General features: G+C 68.0%; 19 protein-coding genes and 1 tRNA gene. 12 read left to right on the top strand and 8 right to left on the bottom strand.

What is annotated here, in order from left to right; translation table 11 throughout:
• Positions 1-32 precede the first annotated feature (32 nt).
• Positions 33-473 carry a redox-sensitive transcriptional activator SoxR gene (gene soxR / locus O7629_RS26120; RefSeq protein WP_278172479.1) on the top strand — a complete coding sequence of 147 codons (441 nt, stop codon included), beginning with the start codon at positions 33-35 and terminating at the stop codon, positions 471-473.
• A gap of 26 nt (positions 474-499) precedes the next feature.
• Here soxR and O7629_RS26115 read toward each other — a convergent pair whose 3' ends face one another.
• Complete coding sequence (locus tag O7629_RS26115) at positions 500-1,489, bottom strand: NAD(P)H-quinone oxidoreductase (protein ID WP_278172477.1); 990 nt, start codon at positions 1,487-1,489, stop codon at positions 500-502.
• A gap of 140 nt (positions 1,490-1,629) precedes the next feature.
• On the opposite strand from O7629_RS26115, the gene O7629_RS26110 reads away from it, so the two are divergent.
• Positions 1,630-1,716 (top strand) — tRNA-Ser (locus tag O7629_RS26110).
• Between the two features lie 99 nt (positions 1,717-1,815).
• On the opposite strand, the gene O7629_RS26105 is transcribed toward O7629_RS26110, so the two are convergent.
• Entirely contained in the window at positions 1,816-2,517 is a 702-nt protein-coding gene (locus tag O7629_RS26105) for a trypsin-like serine protease (RefSeq protein ID WP_278172476.1), read from the bottom strand.
• A gap of 185 nt (positions 2,518-2,702) precedes the next feature.
• On the opposite strand from O7629_RS26105, the gene O7629_RS26100 reads away from it, so the two are divergent.
• Positions 2,703-3,152: a hypothetical protein gene (locus O7629_RS26100; RefSeq protein WP_278172475.1), complete on the top strand. Its 450-nt coding sequence runs from the start codon at positions 2,703-2,705 to the stop codon at positions 3,150-3,152.
• Here the strand turns inward: O7629_RS26100 and O7629_RS26095 are convergent.
• Positions 3,149-3,610, bottom strand: coding sequence for a MarR family transcriptional regulator (locus O7629_RS26095; protein WP_278172473.1), 462 nt, complete (start codon positions 3,608-3,610; stop codon positions 3,149-3,151). The genes O7629_RS26100 and O7629_RS26095 overlap by 4 nt on opposite strands.
• A 123-nt stretch (positions 3,611-3,733) precedes the next feature.
• Between O7629_RS26095 and O7629_RS26090 the strand changes: the two genes are divergently transcribed.
• A complete protein-coding gene (locus O7629_RS26090) occupies positions 3,734-4,381 on the top strand; it encodes an NAD(P)H-dependent oxidoreductase (RefSeq protein WP_278172471.1) in 648 nt (215 codons plus the stop codon).
• 193 nt (positions 4,382-4,574) lie between these two features.
• Positions 4,575-5,330: a G5 domain-containing protein gene (locus tag O7629_RS26085; RefSeq protein ID WP_278172469.1), complete on the top strand. Its 756-nt coding sequence runs from the start codon at positions 4,575-4,577 to the stop codon at positions 5,328-5,330.
• 15 nt (positions 5,331-5,345) lie between these two features.
• Here O7629_RS26085 and O7629_RS26080 read toward each other — a convergent pair whose 3' ends face one another.
• Positions 5,346-5,735, bottom strand: coding sequence for a hypothetical protein (locus tag O7629_RS26080; protein WP_278172468.1), 390 nt, complete (start codon positions 5,733-5,735; stop codon positions 5,346-5,348).
• Between the two features lie 352 nt (positions 5,736-6,087).
• On the opposite strand from O7629_RS26080, the gene O7629_RS26075 reads away from it, so the two are divergent.
• Positions 6,088-7,482: an RCC1 domain-containing protein gene (locus O7629_RS26075; RefSeq protein WP_278172466.1), complete on the top strand. Its 1,395-nt coding sequence runs from the start codon at positions 6,088-6,090 to the stop codon at positions 7,480-7,482.
• A gap of 79 nt (positions 7,483-7,561) precedes the next feature.
• Here O7629_RS26075 and O7629_RS26070 read toward each other — a convergent pair whose 3' ends face one another.
• Entirely contained in the window at positions 7,562-8,308 is a 747-nt protein-coding gene (locus O7629_RS26070; protein ID WP_278172465.1) for a VOC family protein, read from the bottom strand.
• Between the two features lie 132 nt (positions 8,309-8,440).
• Between O7629_RS26070 and O7629_RS26065 the strand changes: the two genes are divergently transcribed.
• Positions 8,441-12,247, top strand: coding sequence for an NACHT domain-containing protein (locus O7629_RS26065; RefSeq protein WP_278172463.1), 3,807 nt, complete (start codon positions 8,441-8,443; stop codon positions 12,245-12,247).
• A 550-nt stretch (positions 12,248-12,797) separates the two neighbouring features.
• Positions 12,798-13,703, top strand: a complete 906-nt coding sequence (locus O7629_RS26060) for a hypothetical protein (RefSeq protein ID WP_278172462.1) — start codon at positions 12,798-12,800, stop codon at positions 13,701-13,703.
• A gap of 206 nt (positions 13,704-13,909) precedes the next feature.
• On the opposite strand, the gene O7629_RS26055 is transcribed toward O7629_RS26060, so the two are convergent.
• The gene (locus O7629_RS26055) at positions 13,910-14,104 is read right to left on the bottom strand and encodes an AlpA family phage regulatory protein (RefSeq protein WP_123604313.1); all 195 of its coding nucleotides are present in this window, start codon (positions 14,102-14,104) and stop codon (positions 13,910-13,912) included.
• A 155-nt stretch (positions 14,105-14,259) separates the two neighbouring features.
• Between O7629_RS26055 and O7629_RS26050 the strand changes: the two genes are divergently transcribed.
• From O7629_RS26050 to O7629_RS26035, 4 genes are read left to right on the top strand one after another with little or no spacing between them, the layout of a single operon-like run.
• Positions 14,260-14,499 (top strand): hypothetical protein, encoded by a 240-nt coding sequence (locus O7629_RS26050; RefSeq protein ID WP_278172460.1) that lies wholly within the window; start codon positions 14,260-14,262, stop codon positions 14,497-14,499.
• Between the two features lie 5 nt (positions 14,500-14,504).
• On the top strand, positions 14,505-14,729 hold the full coding sequence (locus O7629_RS26045; protein ID WP_278172458.1) for a hypothetical protein: 225 nt from the start codon (positions 14,505-14,507) through the stop codon (positions 14,727-14,729).
• Between the two features lie 43 nt (positions 14,730-14,772).
• Positions 14,773-14,910 carry a hypothetical protein gene (locus tag O7629_RS26040; protein ID WP_278172456.1) on the top strand — a complete coding sequence of 46 codons (138 nt, stop codon included), beginning with the start codon at positions 14,773-14,775 and terminating at the stop codon, positions 14,908-14,910.
• Positions 14,900-15,160 carry a hypothetical protein gene (locus O7629_RS26035; protein ID WP_278172454.1) on the top strand — a complete coding sequence of 87 codons (261 nt, stop codon included), beginning with the start codon at positions 14,900-14,902 and terminating at the stop codon, positions 15,158-15,160. The genes O7629_RS26040 and O7629_RS26035 overlap by 11 nt, the downstream gene beginning before the upstream one ends.
• A 29-nt stretch (positions 15,161-15,189) precedes the next feature.
• On the opposite strand, the gene O7629_RS26030 is transcribed toward O7629_RS26035, so the two are convergent.
• Both O7629_RS26030 and O7629_RS26025 read right to left on the bottom strand, forming a co-directional pair.
• Positions 15,190-15,996 (bottom strand): hypothetical protein, encoded by an 807-nt coding sequence (locus tag O7629_RS26030; RefSeq protein WP_278172452.1) that lies wholly within the window; start codon positions 15,994-15,996, stop codon positions 15,190-15,192.
• 16 nt (positions 15,997-16,012) lie between these two features.
• Complete coding sequence (locus O7629_RS26025) at positions 16,013-17,446, bottom strand: hypothetical protein (protein ID WP_278172450.1); 1,434 nt, start codon at positions 17,444-17,446, stop codon at positions 16,013-16,015.
• Positions 17,447-17,473 lie beyond the last annotated feature (27 nt).

Raw genomic sequence — 17,473 nt, 5'->3', positions numbered from 1 at the left:
GTTGAAGTTGACTTCAACTCAAGGGTGGTGTGATGCAGCGGACACTGACCATCGGCGATCTGGCCGCCCGGTCCGGGGTGGCACCGTCGGCGCTGCGGTACTACGAGCGGATCGGGCTGATCCGGGCCGGGCGTACCGGCGGCAACCAGCGCCGGTACGAACGCTCCGAGCTGCGCCGGGTGGCGTTCATCCGGATCGCCCAGCAGATCGGGGTGCCGCTGGACGAGATCCGCCAAGCGCTGGACGAGCTGCCCGAGTCGCGTACCCCGACGAAGGCCGACTGGGCGCGGCTGTCCCAGCGCTGGCAGGCCCGGCTCGACGAGCGGATCGCGCTGCTCACCCGGCTGCGCGACGACCTGACCGGGTGCATCGGCTGCGGCTGCCTGTCGCTGCGGTCGTGCACGCTGTACAACCCGGCCGACCGGCTGGCCGCCACCGGCCCCGGCCCGCGCATCCTGCTCGACGGCGGCTAGTTTTCCCGGCGGCGGCTGACTCGCGGCTAGCTCTCCCCGGTCACCAGCAGCACCTTGCCCAGGTGGTCGCTGCTCTCGACGATCCGGTGCGCCTGCGCCGCCTGGGCCATCGGCATCCGGCGGTCGATGACCGGGCGGATCGCACCCGAGGCGACCAGCGGCCAGATCTGGTCGTGCACCCGGCGGACGATCTCCGCCTTCTCGGCGAGCGGCCGGGACCGCAGCGTGGTCGCGAAGATCGTGGCCCGTTTGGCCAGCAGCGCACCCAGGTTCAGCTCGGCGGTGCGGCCGCCCTGCAACCCGATGATCGTCAACCGGCCGCCGGTGGCCAGCGTCCGTACGTTGCGCTCCAGGTAGGCGCCGCCGACGATGTCCAGGATCACGTCGACCCCGCCGTCACCGTCGCCGGTCAGCTCGCGGGCGCGGGCGACGAAATCCTCGGTGGTGTAGTCGATCGTGTGGTGGGCGCCGAGCGCCCGCAGCTGTTCATGCTTGGCGGCGCGGGCGGTGGTCAGCACGGTCGCGCCGAGCGCCGCACCGAGCTGGACGGCGAAGGTGCCGATCCCGCTGCCGCCGCCGTGCACCAGCAGCGACTCGCCGGCCCGCAGCCCAGCGAGCTTGACCACGTTCGACCAGACGGTGCAGGCCACCTCGGGCAGCGCGGCGGCGTCGACCAGGCTCAACCCGGCCGGCACCGGCAGCAGCTGCCCGGCGGGCACGGCGACCCGCTCGGCGTACCCGCCGCCGGCCAGCAGCGCGCACACCTGGTCGCCGACCTTGTGGTGGGAGACGTCCGCGCCGACCGCGCTGATCACCCCGGAGCATTCCAATCCGAGGTACGGCGACGCGCCCGGTGGCGGTGGGTAGTGTCCCTGCCGTTGTAGCAGGTCGGCCCGGTTGACGGCGGTCGCGGCGACGTCGACGATCACCTCGTCCGGGCAGGGGGTGGGGTCGGGCACCTCGGCCCAGACCAGGGCGTCGGGTCCGCCGGGCTGCGGCACGGTGATCGCGTACATGGGATAAGTCTTACCCGGTCGAGCCGGTTGCCGGGCGGCTACCGCCGCGTTAACCACGGGGCCGGGCGGGCCCGCGGTGCGCATGGCACACTAGGGCTCAGCGGCGCGGCAGCCGACCGTCTCCGGCTCGCCTCGCACCGGGAGGGCTCGCCTAGTGGCCGATGGCGCTGGTCTTGAAAACCGGTAAGGCAGCAATGTCTTCGTGGGTTCGAATCCCACGCCCTCCGCTCCACCAACACACAGCGGCCCTCGACCGGCTCACCGGTCAAGGGCCGCACACGCCCCGGCAGGGGAGCTGGGTCACCCCGCAGGCTCAGGGATATCGGTCAGTCGTATACGTGTGGGACTACCTCGTTTCTGCTTGACGTGTGGATCCAGTGGAGATGGGCGATCGTCATGAACGCGACCCCCATCCACTGGTAGTCCCGGTTGTGGTTGCTGTTCGAGTAGACGCCGACCACCCGGTTTCGGTAGATCAACCCGGCTCCCGAGTCACCGTAGCTGGGGTATCCGCTGCCCTTGTAGACCAGATGGTAGGTGTGGTGGGACTGGTGTTCCGCAGAGACCCGTACGCCGCAGATCTTCAGGACGGGTGAAACCTGAGGCGGGCCGGTACCGACGTTGTTCGTTTGCCCCCAGCCGCTGATCGACACCTCCTGATTGACAGGTGCCGACCCGTACCCGAGCTTGATGATCTGGTCCGCCCTTGCTGGCTGAGCAAGCTCGATGAGCATGAGGTCGTAGCCGTCGCCACGGCGCTGCCAGGAGTTGACCGTGCTGCGGTGCCCTTCTCCGAACCTGCGATCGCCGAGATAGATCCCGATGTTGAAAGTCGGTGTATTGAGGGGGACGCAGTGGCTGCTGGTGAGTACCCACCGTACGTGCACGAGGCTGCCGGAGCAGCTGAAGTTGCTGTTGACCCAGATCTGGACCTGCCCCCTCAGGTAGCCGGCGTTGCTGCCGCCGATGATCGCCTGGGCGGCTGTCGTCTCGACCAGCAGCCCGGTAGCGGCCAAGGTCAGGGTCATGGCCAATGCGGCCAGTCTGCGTAGGACTTTCATAGTGCTCCGTTTTTGTCGAGCGTCGATAGGTGCCTCTCGATCATGTGGGACGGGATGGGGTGGGCCAATCCTGCCTGCTGCTCCGTCGTGGTAGCGCAGCCTGTATGGCGATGCTCCAGAGTGGGGGATTGACCGGGACGTATCCTGGCGACATGGGCGGCGACCCTGACTGGAGTGCCTGGCACGAGGCGTACGCGGATCCGGACTCCGCGCTGTCCCGGCGGTTGGCGGTGGTGCAGGCCCGGATCCGGGAGACGTTGGACGCGGCCCGATCCGCCCACTACGCGGGTGCCGTGCCCGCCGATCTGGTCCTGCTCTGCGGGGTGTTCGGCAACATCGCCGACGTCGATGTCGCCCGGGTGGTCGCGGCCGCGCCGCAGCTGACCGCTGCCGGCGGCACGGTGATCTGGACGCGGCACCGCCGGGAGCCGGACCTGGTGCCGCGCATCCTGGAGTGGTTCGCCGTCGCCGGCTTCGTCCAGGTCTGGCTTTCCGAAAAATCTGAGGGGTACGGGGTCGGCGTGCACCGCTTCGCCGGGGTGCCTGCGGCGTTGCGTCTGCGCCTCGACGAGACGCTGTTCCGTTTCGTCGACCGGGACTAGTCCACGGCGAGGTTGCGGGTGACGTGGCAGGCGATCTCGCGGAGTACGTCGATCTGGTGGTCGGTGAGGCCGTCGATGACGTACCGGCGGACGGCGGCGACGTGCCCGGGGGCGGCGGCGACGACCAGCTCCCAGCCGGCGTCGGTGAGGACGGCGTTGGTGTAGCGGGGGTTGTCGGCGTCGGGCTCGCGCCGCAGCAGACCGCGTCGTTCCAGGCGCTTGACGACGTTCGACAGCCGGGACAGTGAGCTGGAGAGCTGACCGGCCAGGTCGCTCAGGCGCAGGGTGCGGCCGGGTGTCATGGACAGGACGCTGAGCACGAAGTAGTCGAACAGCGTGAGGTTGTTGTCCCGCAGCAGTTGGGCGTCGAGCGCGCTGGGCAGGTTGAACATGAGCTTGGCCAGGGCCAACCACGCCTCGCGCTCGCGGTCGGTCAGCCATCGGGGTTCGTCCGGCACGAGGCCAAGCGTACGTCTGCGGCTTCATCGTTGAAGTGACTGATGTCTCAACTGGTTCAAGCTTGAACCAATGTCGGCTACCGTTGGGCTTCAAGCTTGAACCTACGAGCATCTGGAGTAGTGGTGACCCTGTTCCGGCTGGACGCCAGCATCCGTACGCACGGTTCCGCAAGCCGCGAGATCGCCGACATCGTCGAGCAGGAGTGGCGCGCCGCCCACCCCGGCGACCCGGTGGTGACCCGCCACATCGGCGTCAACGCTCTGCCCTCGACCGTCTGGGCGGCCGCAGTGACCGCCGGCATGACACCGGCTGAGGAGCAGCCCGCCGAGCAGCGCGACGCCGTCGCCCTCGCCGCGACACTCGTGGACCAACTGATCGCCGCCGACGCGATCCTGTTCGCCGTACCGCTCTACAACTACGGCGTCTCCCAGCACTTCAAGACGTACCTCGATGTGGTCCTGGCCGATCCACGGGCGACCGGGGTCCCGTTCCTCGCCGGAAAGCCGGTCGTGCTCGCCACGGTCCGTGGCGGCGCGTACGGACCGGGCACCCCACGGGAGGGCTGGGACCACTCCACGCCGTACCTGCGGCGGGTCATCGCCGACTGCTGGGGTGCCGAGCTCACCGTGGTCGAACGTGAGTTCACCCTTGTCGGGGTCAACCCCGCGCTGGACGCCTTCACCGACGAGGCCGCGCAGTTGCACGCCGGAGCGCTACAGGCCGCCCGGGAGGCCGGCCGTGCCCTCGGCGCGCTGCCCGTCCCGGCCTGAACATGAAGGATGGCTGATTGTCCAACGGGTACCTTGCCGCTTTGGACATTCGCCGCCGCCGTTGGGTCCGAGCTGGACTGAGCGGGACGGCCGCCGAGAGAGGATGATCGGACATCCCCGATTGCCCTGGTCGCAGGAAACTGTCCCTCTTCGACTGCTGTAAGCCATCGATGCCGACCGGCACACTTCGCCGGTGACCTATCCAGCGCGCGACATCAACCAGCGTCCGTTGCCCGCCGCCGGTGCCGGGCGGCTCGGCCCCGGCCAGAAAGCAGCCGCCTACCTCGGTATTGGTCTGGCGGTCTTCGTCCTGCTCTGCGGCGGTAGTTCGTTCCTGGCCAGTCTGGTCTCCTCGGAGCCGCAGGCCACCGGTGACAAACTCACCGCGCTCAGCGGAAGCGGTGCCGACGGCGACCGGTCGGCACCGCCCACCTCCGCCGTGTCACGCGGCTCAGCCTCGGCCAGCCCGACCGCCTCCCCGACCCCGACCCCGAGCCCGTCCTCGTCCCCGACGGCCGCCGCTCCGAGCGTTGCGCAGCCGAAGGTGGAGACGAAGACGGTGACCGAGACGCGCGAGATCCCCTTCAAGGAGAAGCGGGTCGACGACCCCAATCTCGCCAAGGGCAAGACGAAGGTGAAGACCGCGGGTGTCACCGGCGTGAAGACGCTGACCTACCGGGTGACGTACACCGACGGGGTGCAGACCGCCAAGGAGCTGATCAGTGAGAAGGTGACGAAGCAGCCGGTCACCAAGGTGGTGCTGGTCGGCACCAAGGTCACCCAGCAGTGCCACCCCAGCTACACCGGCGCCTGCGTGCCGTTCGCCAGCGATGTCGACTGTGCCGGCGGCAGCGGCAACGGTCCGGCGTACGTCAGCGGGCCGGTGAAGGTCGTCGGACCCGACGTCTACGACCTGGACCGCGACGGCGACGGCGTCGCCTGCGAGTAGTGCCGGCCGGTCGGCCTACGGGATGACCCAGATCCGGGCCCACAGCCAGTAGACCAGCGACACCAGCGCCATGATCGCGACGAAGGCCAGCGGCACTGCGATCAACGCTGTCAGAATCGGAAACCGGCGGTGTAGCCGTTGCCGCCGCTGCCAGCGCCACCAGGCCCGGCGGACTGTTCGTCCGCCGGGCAGGCGCAGCGCGGCCAGTGCCGCCCGCCGCCGCCAGGTGACCCGGACCGGCTCCGGGTCACGGATCCAAGCCGGCAGGGTGACCTGCTGCCGGCCACGCCGGGGCTGACCTACCTCGTCGGTACGCGGACCGGCAGCGTCGCTGCGGTCGCCGGACATGTCGGCCATGGCTTCCTCGCTGATCGAAGGGTGTTGGCGTCGGCGATGCCGGGCCATGGCCTGATGGTGACAGCGGTACGCCAGTTTGTCGTGATCATTTTTCCTGGTCCGACCACCCCGACGCCGCTCAGACGAGCCCGGCGGGCTGGGGGCGACGTGAAAACAGTTCTCGCCTACTTGTGAGTAAAGTACTCGTTCGGGAAACCTATTTCTTGACCATGGTGTTTTGGCTTATGGTCTGATCTAAATCCCTGACGCCTTATCTGTGGGGCGGGGAGGTGAAATTGGCGACCAGGTGTCGATCACGATCACAGGCAGGAAAATGATGAGTTGCCACTCCCCTCAAGGACTGTCAGACGTTTCATTTTCTGTGATGACTGGTCGTCGACGGTGGTCGGTGGTCGGTGCTGTGGCGGTGGTGCTGGCTGCGGCCATGGGCTTGGTGATCGGTGACGCCTCCGCCGGTTACGCGAACAGTGGACAGGCCGAGAATGCGACCGCTTCCGTGTCTGCCGGCGACGCAGGGACTCGACAGGTTCCGGCCGAGCTGGGTTCCGTGACCGCTGTCGCTGCTGGCACCCTGCACAGTATCGCCCTGCGTTCGGATGGCACCGTCGTCGCTTGGGGGGCTCTGAACAGTTGGGGCCAGCTCGGCAATGGCTCGACACGTCCGAGCCTCACCCCGACGCCGGTCTGCGCCGTCGGGCAGCGGTCACCCTGCACCGAATTCCTCACCGGCGTGATCGCCATCGCCGCGGGCACGTTTCACAATCTTGCTCTGCTGCGGGACCGTACGGTCGTTGCCTGGGGCTACAACGCCTACGGTCAGCTGGGTGACCGCTCCAATGGAGACGGATACAGTCCGGTGCGGGTGTGCGCGGTGCAGGTGTGGGGCCCACCCTGTGACGGATTGCTGAGTGGGGTCCGGACCCTGTCCGCAGGTGGTGCACACAGCCTTGCTCAGCTGACCGACGGCACTGTGGTTGCCTGGGGCTACAACAGCTCTGGTCAGCTGGGTGACGGCACTACCGTCGACCGCGTCACTCCGGTGCGGGTGTGCGCGGTCGGGCAGGTCGCGCCCTGCACCCGGTTCCTAACCGGAGTCAGATCCATCGATGCCGTCCTTTCCCACTCTTTGGCGGCGGTGGACAACGCGCAGGCTATCGCCTGGGGTGCCAACTATTTTGGTCAGCTTGGTGACGGGACCACCGTCAATCGCCTGACGCCGGTGCCGGTGTGTGCGGTGGGGCAGGTCGCGCCCTGCACCCGGTTCCTGTACGCGGTGAAGGCATTGGCGGCTGAAGGGTCTAACAGCATGGCTCTGCTGGGCGACGGTAGCGCCGTGACCTGGGGTGACAATTATTCAGGTCAGCTTGGTGACGGCACCAGGGAGCGTCGGCTCACTCCCGTACGGGTGTGCGCGGCGGGGCAGGTCGCGCCCTGCACCCGGTTCCTGTACGGGATCCGGCACATCGCGGGCGGCGATAGCCACGGCATCGCGCAACTCAGTAGCGGTGGTGTCGTGGCCTGGGGCTACAACGAGGTCGGCCAACTCGGTGATGGCACCAGCACCAATCGCCTGACTCCGGTGCGGGTGTGTGCGGTGGGGCAGGTCGCGCCTTGCACCAAGTACTTGTCCTTGATCAGAGCTGTCTCCGCCAGCTACCAACACAACCTGGCGCTACAGCCGGACTACACGGTGGCAGCCTGGGGCTGGAACGAGTTTGGGCAGCTCGGTAATGGCGCTTCCGGTAGAGAGTTGATCCCGGTGCAGGTCCTCGCGCCTCGGCCAGCGCTCCGCTGATCGCCTGACCAGGTCTGGCCGGAGGAGAGGCTCCTTCGCGTGATTACCGGCGCTGTGCCCACCGTCGGATCACGGCTGGTCAGGCCGCCCAGACGAGGCAGAATGGGTGGCCGGCGGGGTCGGCGTAGACGCGCCAGCCGGGGCCTGCGCCGTCGAGTCGGGTGGCGCCGATGGCGAGGGCAGCCCGTTCGGCCGTGTCGACGTCCTGGACCTGCACGTCGAGGTGGATCTGCTGCGGGTACGCAGGATCCGGCCAGCGGGGCGCGGCGTACTGCTCCACCTGCTGAAACAGGACGGGCTGCGCACCCTGTTCGCCGATCATGGCGATGCCGTCCCCCTCATAGGTCACCGGTTTGCCGAGTAGCTCCGCGTAGAAGTGGCTCAGTGCCTTGGCGTCGGGGCAGTCGAGCATGACGCCCGCCAGGGTGGTGCGCGGCTCGTCAGCTTTCAGACACAGGCAGAACGGGTGGCCGGCCGGGTCGGCGAGGGTGTGCCACCGTTCGTTTCGTTGCAGCAGGCTGGCACCGAGCTGCTGGGCGCGTTCGGCCGCTGCGTCGATGTCTGACACCTGGAAGTCGAGGTGGGCCTGCTGCGGCCGGTCCTGGCCGGGCCAGTGCGGCGGTACGTGGTCAACCGCCTGTTGCAGCCCGATCTGCCAGCCGTCGTCGGTGACAAGGGTGATCCAGTCGTCGTCATCGTCGCCGGTGGGCCGGCGTCGCCAGCCGGCGAGCTGTTCGTAGAAGGTGGCCAGGCGGTCGATGTCCGGCGCGTCGATCGCCACGGCCCGCAGTGAGCCGACCGCCTGTCGGTCTGGTTCGGTGGTCATGGCCCGATCCTGCCGACCCCGGCGCCGACCCGCCACCAAAATTCGGCGTCGACGGTCGTTCAGACGCAGGTAGCGAATCCGAAAAATCCTCACGAAGACAACAGTGGACAGTGATATCTATACTCGCCGGTCGTGGATCCTGTGTCGATGCTGGTGCCGGTGGCAGAGTCGATCATCGCGTCAGCGGCCAAGCGGCTGGCTGGTTCCGCAACGCAGGGCGTGCGGGCGCGGATCTTCGGCGACCCGGAGCAGAAGGCCCTGGCACGGGCGTTGGCACGGGCATTTGCGACCGTCGAGAAACGTCACGGCCGCCGTCTGGCGGACTTCGATGTCAACGCGGGCTTCTGGAAACACGAGGGTGCCGAGGAGCTGGCGAAGGTCCTGGTCCCGGGGACGGCAGCCTCTGCAGCCGGGTTGGCGCGTCGGGCAGTCGACTCGTTGGGACCGCAGGCATCGGAGGACGATCGACTCGACCGGATCGTGCTGCTGCGGCCGGTGTTCACGACGTTGCTGGACGAGCTGTCAGTCGAGGTGCGGGGAGAGCCCGTACTGCAGGTGGTGTTGGGGCGGACGGACGCCGCGGATACGGCGCGGGCGGCAACGCAGCTGGCCACCCACGCGGGGGCCGGGGTGGCCGGCGAGGATGACCTGATCGCCTACCTGCGCTGGCTGGCCGATCAGCACCGCTATCTGCCGAACGTCGGTGTGGTGCGCAAGACCAGGGTGCAGCTGCCGCTGGCCGAGGTGTTCGTCGGGCTGCGTGCCCGCCCGGAGAAGCACCCCGGCGACCGGGCCAGGCTCTGGTTCGAGCAGGAACGCGACAAGCTGGCCGCGATGGTCGAGTCGGGGCGGCTCGACGCCACCGGGTTCGAGGCGGCCCTGGACCGGTTGCACCTGCAGGCCGGTCGCCGGTTCGACGTCGCGGACGAGTCGGATCGCGCACAGCCGGCACCGGTGTTGGACGCGGTACGCAACCACGCCCAGTCGCTGGTCCTGGGCGATCCGGGGAGCGGGAAGACGACCCTGCTGAAGCACCTGGCGCTCACGCATGCGCTGGCGTTGGCATCGGGCAAGCCGGTGCAAGGGAAACCGGCGCGGTTCCCGATCTATCTGCGGATCGGCGACTACGCCCGGCAGGGGTACCCGGAGCAGGGCATCGGTGAGTTTCTGCCGGGCTACCTCAACCGGTTGGAGTGCCGTACCCCTGGTCTTGCCGACCTGCTGCGGCGGGAGCTGGACGCCGGCCGGTGCCTGGTCCTGCTGGACGGCCTGGACGAGATCGCCTCGGCCGAACTGCGTCGGGGCGTGGTGGAAGCGGTGACCCGGTTCGTCACCGCGCATTCGCGGCAGGGCAACCGGTTCGTGGTGACCAGCCGGATCGCGGGATATCAGGCAGCGCCGCTGCCGGAGCCGTTCGTGGCGGTGCGGCTGCAGGACATGGACCAGGAGACGATCGACCGGTTCCTGGAGGTGTACTGCCGGGAGGTGGAGCGAGCCGAGACTCCGGACAAGAGCGACCCGGCGATCGTGCAGGCCGGCCAGCAGGAGGCCGCAGCGATCCGCGAGGCGTTGGCAACCAACCATGGGGTACGGCGATTGGCGGCGAACCCGCTGCTGCTGACCGCGTTGGTGCTGGTCCATCGGGCCAGCGGCCGGCTGCCGCACCGGCGGGTCGAGGCGTACGTGGAGGTGTGCAACGCGCTGGGCCGCACCTGGCGTACCGCGCAGGGGGTAGCCGCGGCCGATCTGCCGGACGAGCGGATGCTGACCCGTTGGCTGACCGAGTTGGGCTTCTGGATGCACGAGCACCGGCCCGAGGGTGCGGCCAGCCAGGTGGAACTGCTGACCGTGCTGGGTCCGTTGTGGGCTGCTCACCACGGCGTCGAGTGGGACCCAACCGTGGTGGAAGCCGCCGATCCGCTGAGTACAAATGCCGGCGTCGGGGTCATCGAGTTCGTCGAGGAAGCAGACCGGCACACTGGGCTGCTCATCGAACGGGCGCCTGGCCGGTACGGATTTCCGCACTTGACGTTCGAGGAGTACTACGCCGGCCGGGCCCTGGCCTTCCGAGGCACCGCCGAGCAGCGGATCGCTGCCATCCGTAGCCGGCTGCACGACCCCCGCTATGACGAGCCGATCCTGCTCGCGCTGGGTCTGATCGGCACCGACTACACCGAGCAGATCGAAACCGTCGTGGCCGAGGCCATCTGGCCCGCGACCGCCGCGCCGAGTCGGTACGAAGACCTGCTGGGTCGCGACTTTCTGTTCATGCTCCGCGTCTTGGCCGACGATACCCCACTACAGACGGCGACCATCGACGCAGTGCTGCACTGTGCGATAGCTGAATGGCTCACCCCTGAGACCAGCCGATGCCGTTTCCGTAGCTACCGCGAGGTCCTGTTCGAACGGCTGCGCAGTCTCGCCGGCACCAAGGCCGGCGACCGTTTCCGCGCAATCCTGGATCAGCAGGCTGCGGCTCTCGCCGAGACTGAACCCACAGCGTTCACCGGGCTCGCCGCTGTCGCCGTAGCTCTCGGACCACTCACCCCGCACATCGACACAGCGCTGACCACACTCGTAGTAGGCGCCGGCGTCGATCAGTTGAATCGGGCGCGGGCAGTGGCGGTATTGGCGGCGGGCGGGTCGTTGGCACCGGCGGTGTCGGGGTTCGCGGTGGACATAGCCGTTGACTCGTTGGTGCGGATGGAGGCCTTAGAGGCCTTGGCTGCGTCGGTAGCGGGTGAGTCGTTGTCACCGTCTCTGGTGGAAGTACTGGTCGAGTTCGTGCAGGACGATTGTTCCGACTTGTGGGTGCGACTGGCGGCGTTGCGGGTACTGACGGTGGTTGGGTCGCTGCCGATGCCGGTGGTCGAGGTGGCGCTGAAGTTCTTGCTGGACACTGAGCTCGAACCAACTGTGGCGGTGGAGGCGTTGGCGGCCGGTTCGCCGTTGTCGCCGGTAGTGGTGGAGGCGCTGGTCGGGGTCGTGCTGGATGCTGACGTCGAACTGTGGGTGCGGAGTCGGGCGGCGCTTGTGGTGGCGGCGGGTGGGGTGTTGCGGCCGTCGGCGGTTGAACGGTTGGTGGAGTTCGTTGTGGACGATAATGCCAAACTTCCTGTGCGGGGCAGTGCATTGACGGCGTTGGCGGCGAGTGGGCCGTTCTTGCCGTCGGGGGTGGAGGTGCTGATGGGGTTCGTGCTTGACGCAGAGGTCGACTTGTGGGTGCGGAGGCAGACGGCGTGTGTGTTGGTGGCGGGGGGGCCGTTGCCGCCGGTAGTGGCGGAGGCGTTGGTGGGGTTCGTGTTGAACGCAGGCGTTGGCTTATTGGACCGGGTAGCGGCGGTGCGGGCATTGACCGTGGGTGGGCCTTTGTCGCCGGTGGTGGTGGAGGCGTTGGTGGAGTTCGTGGTGGACGATGGTGTCGATCTGGCGGTGCGGGTGTTGGCGGTGCGGGCATTGGCCGTGGGTGGGTTTTTGTCGCCGGTGGTGGTGGAGGTGGCAATGAGGCTGGCGTTAGATGGTGAAGTCGATGCGGCGGTGCGGGTGGAGACGGTGCGGGCGTTGGCGGTGGGTGGGTCGTTGCCGCCGGTGGCGGCGGAGGTGGCAGTGGGAATCGCTGTTGACGATGGAATCATCTGGTGGGTACGGAAGCACGCGGTGGAGGCACTGAGGCGGGCATCGCCTACGGAAGCCATCATCGCCAGGTTGGTGTCCCTCTTCACCGTTAAGAATCAATCGTTTGGAGCTGACGTTGGACGTACCCTGGTTGCGATTGCTCGCCAGCACCCTGCCAGCACCGAAGCGATCGCTGTAGCTCTCGCCGCCGTCTGCAGCCACTCTACTGGCGATGGACACGACGGCGAAGGCCTGCCAGGAGTGGACGAGGCGCATAGCGCGCTCCGTTCGCTGGTTAGCGAGTCTGTCCTCGCAATGTCGTAACGCTGCATCGTCGCGTAGACGGCCACCGGTTCAACCTCCACGGCCCGAGAGACCCGCCCGGTTGCAAATATCCCGAAGCCGATTGGCGAGCGCTGCACGCGCTTCGTGCGCGGCGGAAAATGGACTAGCCATGCGTTGCGCTAGATCATGCGTTTGCGCTAGATCACGTACTCCGCGTGCGGGGTAGCGCGATCCCAGATGTCCTCGAACGCCAGCGAGTACTGCGTCGCTAGCGCTGTGTCGTCTAGCTGCTGATGGCGCAGTTTGCCGCCATAGCCGTCAAAGTGGTTGATTACGACAACAGCCTAGTCGAAGATCCAGAAGTCTACCGCGGAACGAGCAGCCCTACTGCGCGACTACGGGGTAGCCATCGGACCTCTTCGCCGCCGGCGATGTTGAACGGCTCCGTCACGTCAGCCCGGCGGCCGGTGCCGGAGCCGATGGCGACGAGATCGCGGTTGGCCTGCTACGGCGGGCGCTGACTCCGGCCCGTGGCTTGAGCGGGATGACTGTCGGTGTTGTCTCGACAGATCCGCCGACAGTGCGAGAATTGCAGACGTCGATTGCCGAGATCGACCGGATCTACCATGGTGACGATTACGCCAGCGCGCTGGCCCGGTTGCCGGTGCTGATCGGCGAAGCTCGTAGCCTTGTCGACGCGAGTGGCGGCGATCAGCGGGCCGCAGGCGCCGGACAGCTCGCTCAGGCGTACCAGATCGCCGGGACGGCGTTGATCCAGCTCCGGCGTTTCGATCTTGCCTACCACGCGCTGAATCTCGCGCTCGACGTCGCGGACGAATCCGGAGACGAACTGGTCGCCGCGTCAGTCGTCACCACGATGTGTTGGCTGTTGCTTCGGCAGGGCCGGTTTGGCGAGGCAGAGCGGTTGGCTGTCGCCACGGCGGACGCGGTGGAGCCACGTTTCTCCCGTACGGACCCGACCCGGCTGGCGGTCTGGGGCTGGCTCATGCTGCGCGGGTCGGCCGCCGCGATCCGCGATGGCCGCGCCGCCGACGCCGGAGAAATGCTCGACGCCGCCGGTGCGGCAGCGGTCCGGATCGGCGAGCAGTTACCAGCAGACGTGGCTCTCCGCATGCCGGTGACCATGGGTGCCTTCTGCCCGGTGACCGTCGGAATGAAACGGGTGGAGATGTCGGCCGTAGCGGGCGACCCGGTCACGGCGCTCGCGCTGGCGGGGCGCGTACCGCCGGGGAGCGGCCGGGCTACGTCGGACAACCGGAATCGTCACCAGCTCGACCGGGCCTGGGCCACCGTCGAACGCGGCGACCTGGTCGAAGCGACGCGCATCCTGTCCGGGCTCCGAGCGGTGTCGCCGACCTGGTTGCGGCATCAGCGGTACGCCCGGGACATCGTCACCACGATCCTTACCCGTCGCCGTCGGCCGGTGAGCCAGGAACTGGCCGGGCTGGCTGACCTGCTGGGTGCGGGGTCCTGAGCATTCTCACGGATTGAGCCTGCGCAGCCTTGGGCGGCGAGTGAAGTCGTACGCCGCGTACCAGTTGCCGTCCGACCCATCAGCGAAGACGTACGCCTGATGCGTTCACTGCGCGTAGTCGGTGGATGAGTATCTAGTCAGGACAGCGTGAAGCCTGATCGGGTGGGCGGTGATTGTCGAGATGGTTCTTGATCTGGTGATGCCGATCAGTCTTCTTGTTGGGTCGGGCGGTGGGTGCGGATCCACTCGGCGACCTCATCGCGGTCCCAGATCCGCATCCGGCCGGAGGCGACGAGCGCGACTGGTGCCGGGAAGCTCGCCCGGTTGGTGATCTCGGTGGCGCGGGTGCGCGATACACCGCCGAGCATCTCGGCGACATCGGATAGCGCGACGACTCTCACGAGCTGAACGTAAGCACCAGCACCCCGTGAACCTTGACAGTTGCAAGGTTGCCTGTGGACGGTCGTGGATGCTGTCCGGGCGAGACATCTGCGGTGTGACTCCGTGGGCTTGATCGATTGGGTAACACGAAAACGATCTTGAAAGGGAGAGAGCAGTGATCGTCGAGATGATTCGTGAACTGGTGGTGCGGTGGCAGGAGTGGCGGGACGGGCGGTCGGCGGCGTCGAAGCGCCTGGCCCGGCTCGACCAGGAGCGGGCGGCGGCCAGGCAGCGGCGGTTGGCGGGCAACCGTGGGCACCGCTGGTCGTCCGAGCCGACGATGCTCACTCCGACGCTGCGTCCGCTGATGACCTACGGCCAGATGGTCGGCTACCGCGTACCGGCTGGGTTGTGATCCTGGTGGACGACGGTGCTGGCGAGTCGGGTCCGAACGCCGACGCCGACGACGCCGGTGTCACCCGAGAGTGCGAAACCGATGAAGCGGCCGAGGTGGCTCTCACGCTGCGGTGGAGCTTCGAGGACTTGAAGGCCGAGCACGGTGAGGCCGGTGCCCGCCGGATCCTCGCCGAGATCCTTGCCCGGTGGCAGGCCAACGGCGGCGAGCCGGTGGCGTTCGACGACTGACGACGGATGACCGCGTCGGGATTCTTGGGAGAGGAACGAATCGATGTGGGATGTCGGGGCGCTGTTCAGTGCGGCGCTGCTGGGCTTCTGCGCCGGGCTGTGGTCGTTCAAGGTGAAGTCGCGGTGGTGCCCGGACTGCGGGCGTACGACGTATCCGTTGGCGGATCGGCGTGGCGGGTAGTCGGCTGCTCCGTGCGCCCGAGCCGAGGCCGGGTGACGTGCTGGTGGTCGGCGGTGAGGCCAGTGTGCAGTTCGCTGGTGAGCGCAGGCTGCGGCTCCGGGTCATCTCGGTGGACCCCAAGCCGACGTACGAGGGCTGGCTCTGGGTCACGGGTTACGTGATCGACAAATCCGGCGATGCCGCCGAGCGGCGGGAGATATTCGTGCAACGTGACGGACTTTATCGTCTGCCCCGGCACGACGGGTCGTAACCCTCCCCGGCGGCCGGGTCGGACGGTGGTCAGGCGGCGCGGTTGTAGACCGTGATCGTCAGGTTGATCGAGCTGAATACGGTGTATCCCATCCGGACGTCTTCGCGGTTGAACCGCACCGAGGCGAAGCGGTCTTCGTTGGTGATCGCGCAGGTGTACCTGGTCTCGGGCAGGTCCTCGTCGAGCGTCAGTTGGTACTGCGCCGTCGCCTGCTGGCAGAGCTCCGGGCCGTCACCTGCGGCCTTCCGTAGTTCGGCGTTGTTGATCGCTTCGAGGCCGACGGTGCTGAACCGAAGATCGGCCCGGCCCGTCTCGTCGTAGCCCGCGACGTCCCAGTCCGGCGCGAGTGAGTCGAGGTCGATCTCCGTTCTCGCGGAGAGGGGGACGACGGTTTCTGCCCGGTGCACCGTCACCGATGTGCCGTCGGGTGCGGGATCCGGCCCGGCAGTGGTTGGCGACGAACCCGACGAACTGCTCCCGGTCGGGCCCGGTGCCGGCGCGGCGACGTCCGGTGCCGCGACGTCCGGTGTGGCGCCCGGCCGCACCGACCAGCCGAAGACGCCGGCCCCGACCAGCGCCAACGCCAGCGCACCGGTGAAACCAAAGCGAGGACCGCCGGCCGTACGCCATCTGAAAGCGAGCGCGACCCCGCCGACGAGTAGGCTGCCCGCGATGAGCCGCAGCCCAGCCGTGGGATGCTCGGTGAAGAAGGACGCGACACCGGCGATCGACCCGGCGATGGCTGCCGCCTGAATGAGACGGTCGACCCAGCTGATCTTTTGCCGGGGCGTGGACGGATCTGTGCGCGGCGGCGGTGGATCCACGGTGGCCGACACAGCCCCAGGGTATCAATCAGTCTCGACAGATCGGCACGTTCGGGTGCACCACATTCTTGTCGTAAAGGTTTTTCGTGTCGCCGACGCCGCCTTCCTTTGGAATGGGTTTGGCGTTGAAGAGCTGCAGAAACGTGTTGATCACTGCGGCCAGACCGGCCGGGATGGTGTAGCCGACACCGTACGACGCCCAGAGGCCGAGTTGGGCGCTGCGGCACAGTGCGATCGGCGCGCCGAGTGCGGAGCCGATGGTCATTCCGAGGGTAAGGGTCAACTCGAAGTACAGCCCGGCGATGAAGCCGAGCGCGCCGAGCCCGACGTGGAACTTGGCGTGGTAGTCGAGCCACACGCCGTTGACGCCGACCGAGATGCCGGAGATCGAGTCGATCAGGCTCTGGTCGACGCTGATCGAGTTCGGTGCCCGTACGCCGAACGAGCCGTTGGCGTAGCCGAAGCCTATCGACTGGCTCAGCGACCACTCGCCGGCAGCCTTGATGTTGCCGTCCTTGGCACCGAACGCCGTGTTCACCCCGATGACCTGGGTCACCGTCGCGGAGAACGGCACACCCAGCACTTCGCCGATCGGGACGCTGAAGTCGACCGGGATCGGGATGCGGGGGTCGATGTTGTGACCGGTCGACGTCGTCGCTTCGATCTCCACCCGCAGCGCGGCGGCCCCGTTCACCATGAACTCGGCCCGGGTCACCGTCGCTCCCCGGATCTCCAGGTGGAAGCCGGCGGTCGGTGCGGTCATCTTGAGCAGAACCTTGCCGAGCAGGCGCACTCCGTTGCTGTCGTAGGTGAACTTGGCGCCGACCCCGTCCGAGCAGCAGATCGGCGTGGCGGCCAGCTTGCCGACCTTGGCGGCCGCCGGCACCGTGCGACCGCCACCGCCTGCACCCCCACCGGTGCCGACGACCGCGCCACCACCACCGACGCCGCCGCTGTCGTCGCCGGACTCCGCCCAGCTGGCCGCCGCGTCCGGCATCGGGACCGCAGCCGTCAACGGGACCGGTTCGGCACTGGTGAAGGTGCCGTCCCGGATCACCTCGGTGATGTCCACCGGGCCGAGGGCCACGGCCAGGTCGTCGCCGTCGCGTCGGACGTCGAGCACCCGGCCCACCGCCCGCCCCGTAAGGAACATGACCTTGCCCGGTGCGAGCCGGTCGGCGTTCTTCGCCGCCGGGTCGATGCGCCAGGTGAAGATGTCCGCGGCGACCGAGCGGACCGTGTCCGCGCCGCCGCCGACGAACACCACGTCCGGTTGGTAGGTGACGTCCGGGTGCGGCGTCGGTGCGGCACCGTACCGCTGCTCGGCCTCGGCATTCACCGGCGATGCCGCGTCCGGCCGCGGACCGTCCGCCGGGCCCGCGCCGCCGCAGGCCGACACCGCCAGGAGTACGGCGACGGCCGACCCGGTCAGCCGCCGGGAGTTGGTGAAGCTCGATCCCATGACCGACACCCTTCGGGTGAGCCGATG

Origin of the sequence: Solwaraspora sp. WMMD792 (genome assembly GCF_029626105.1) — a bacterium.
GTDB lineage: Bacteria > Actinomycetota > Actinomycetes > Mycobacteriales > Micromonosporaceae > Micromonospora_E.
Note: the sequence above shows the minus strand (reverse complement) of the source record. Positions and strands in the feature narration are given on the sequence as shown.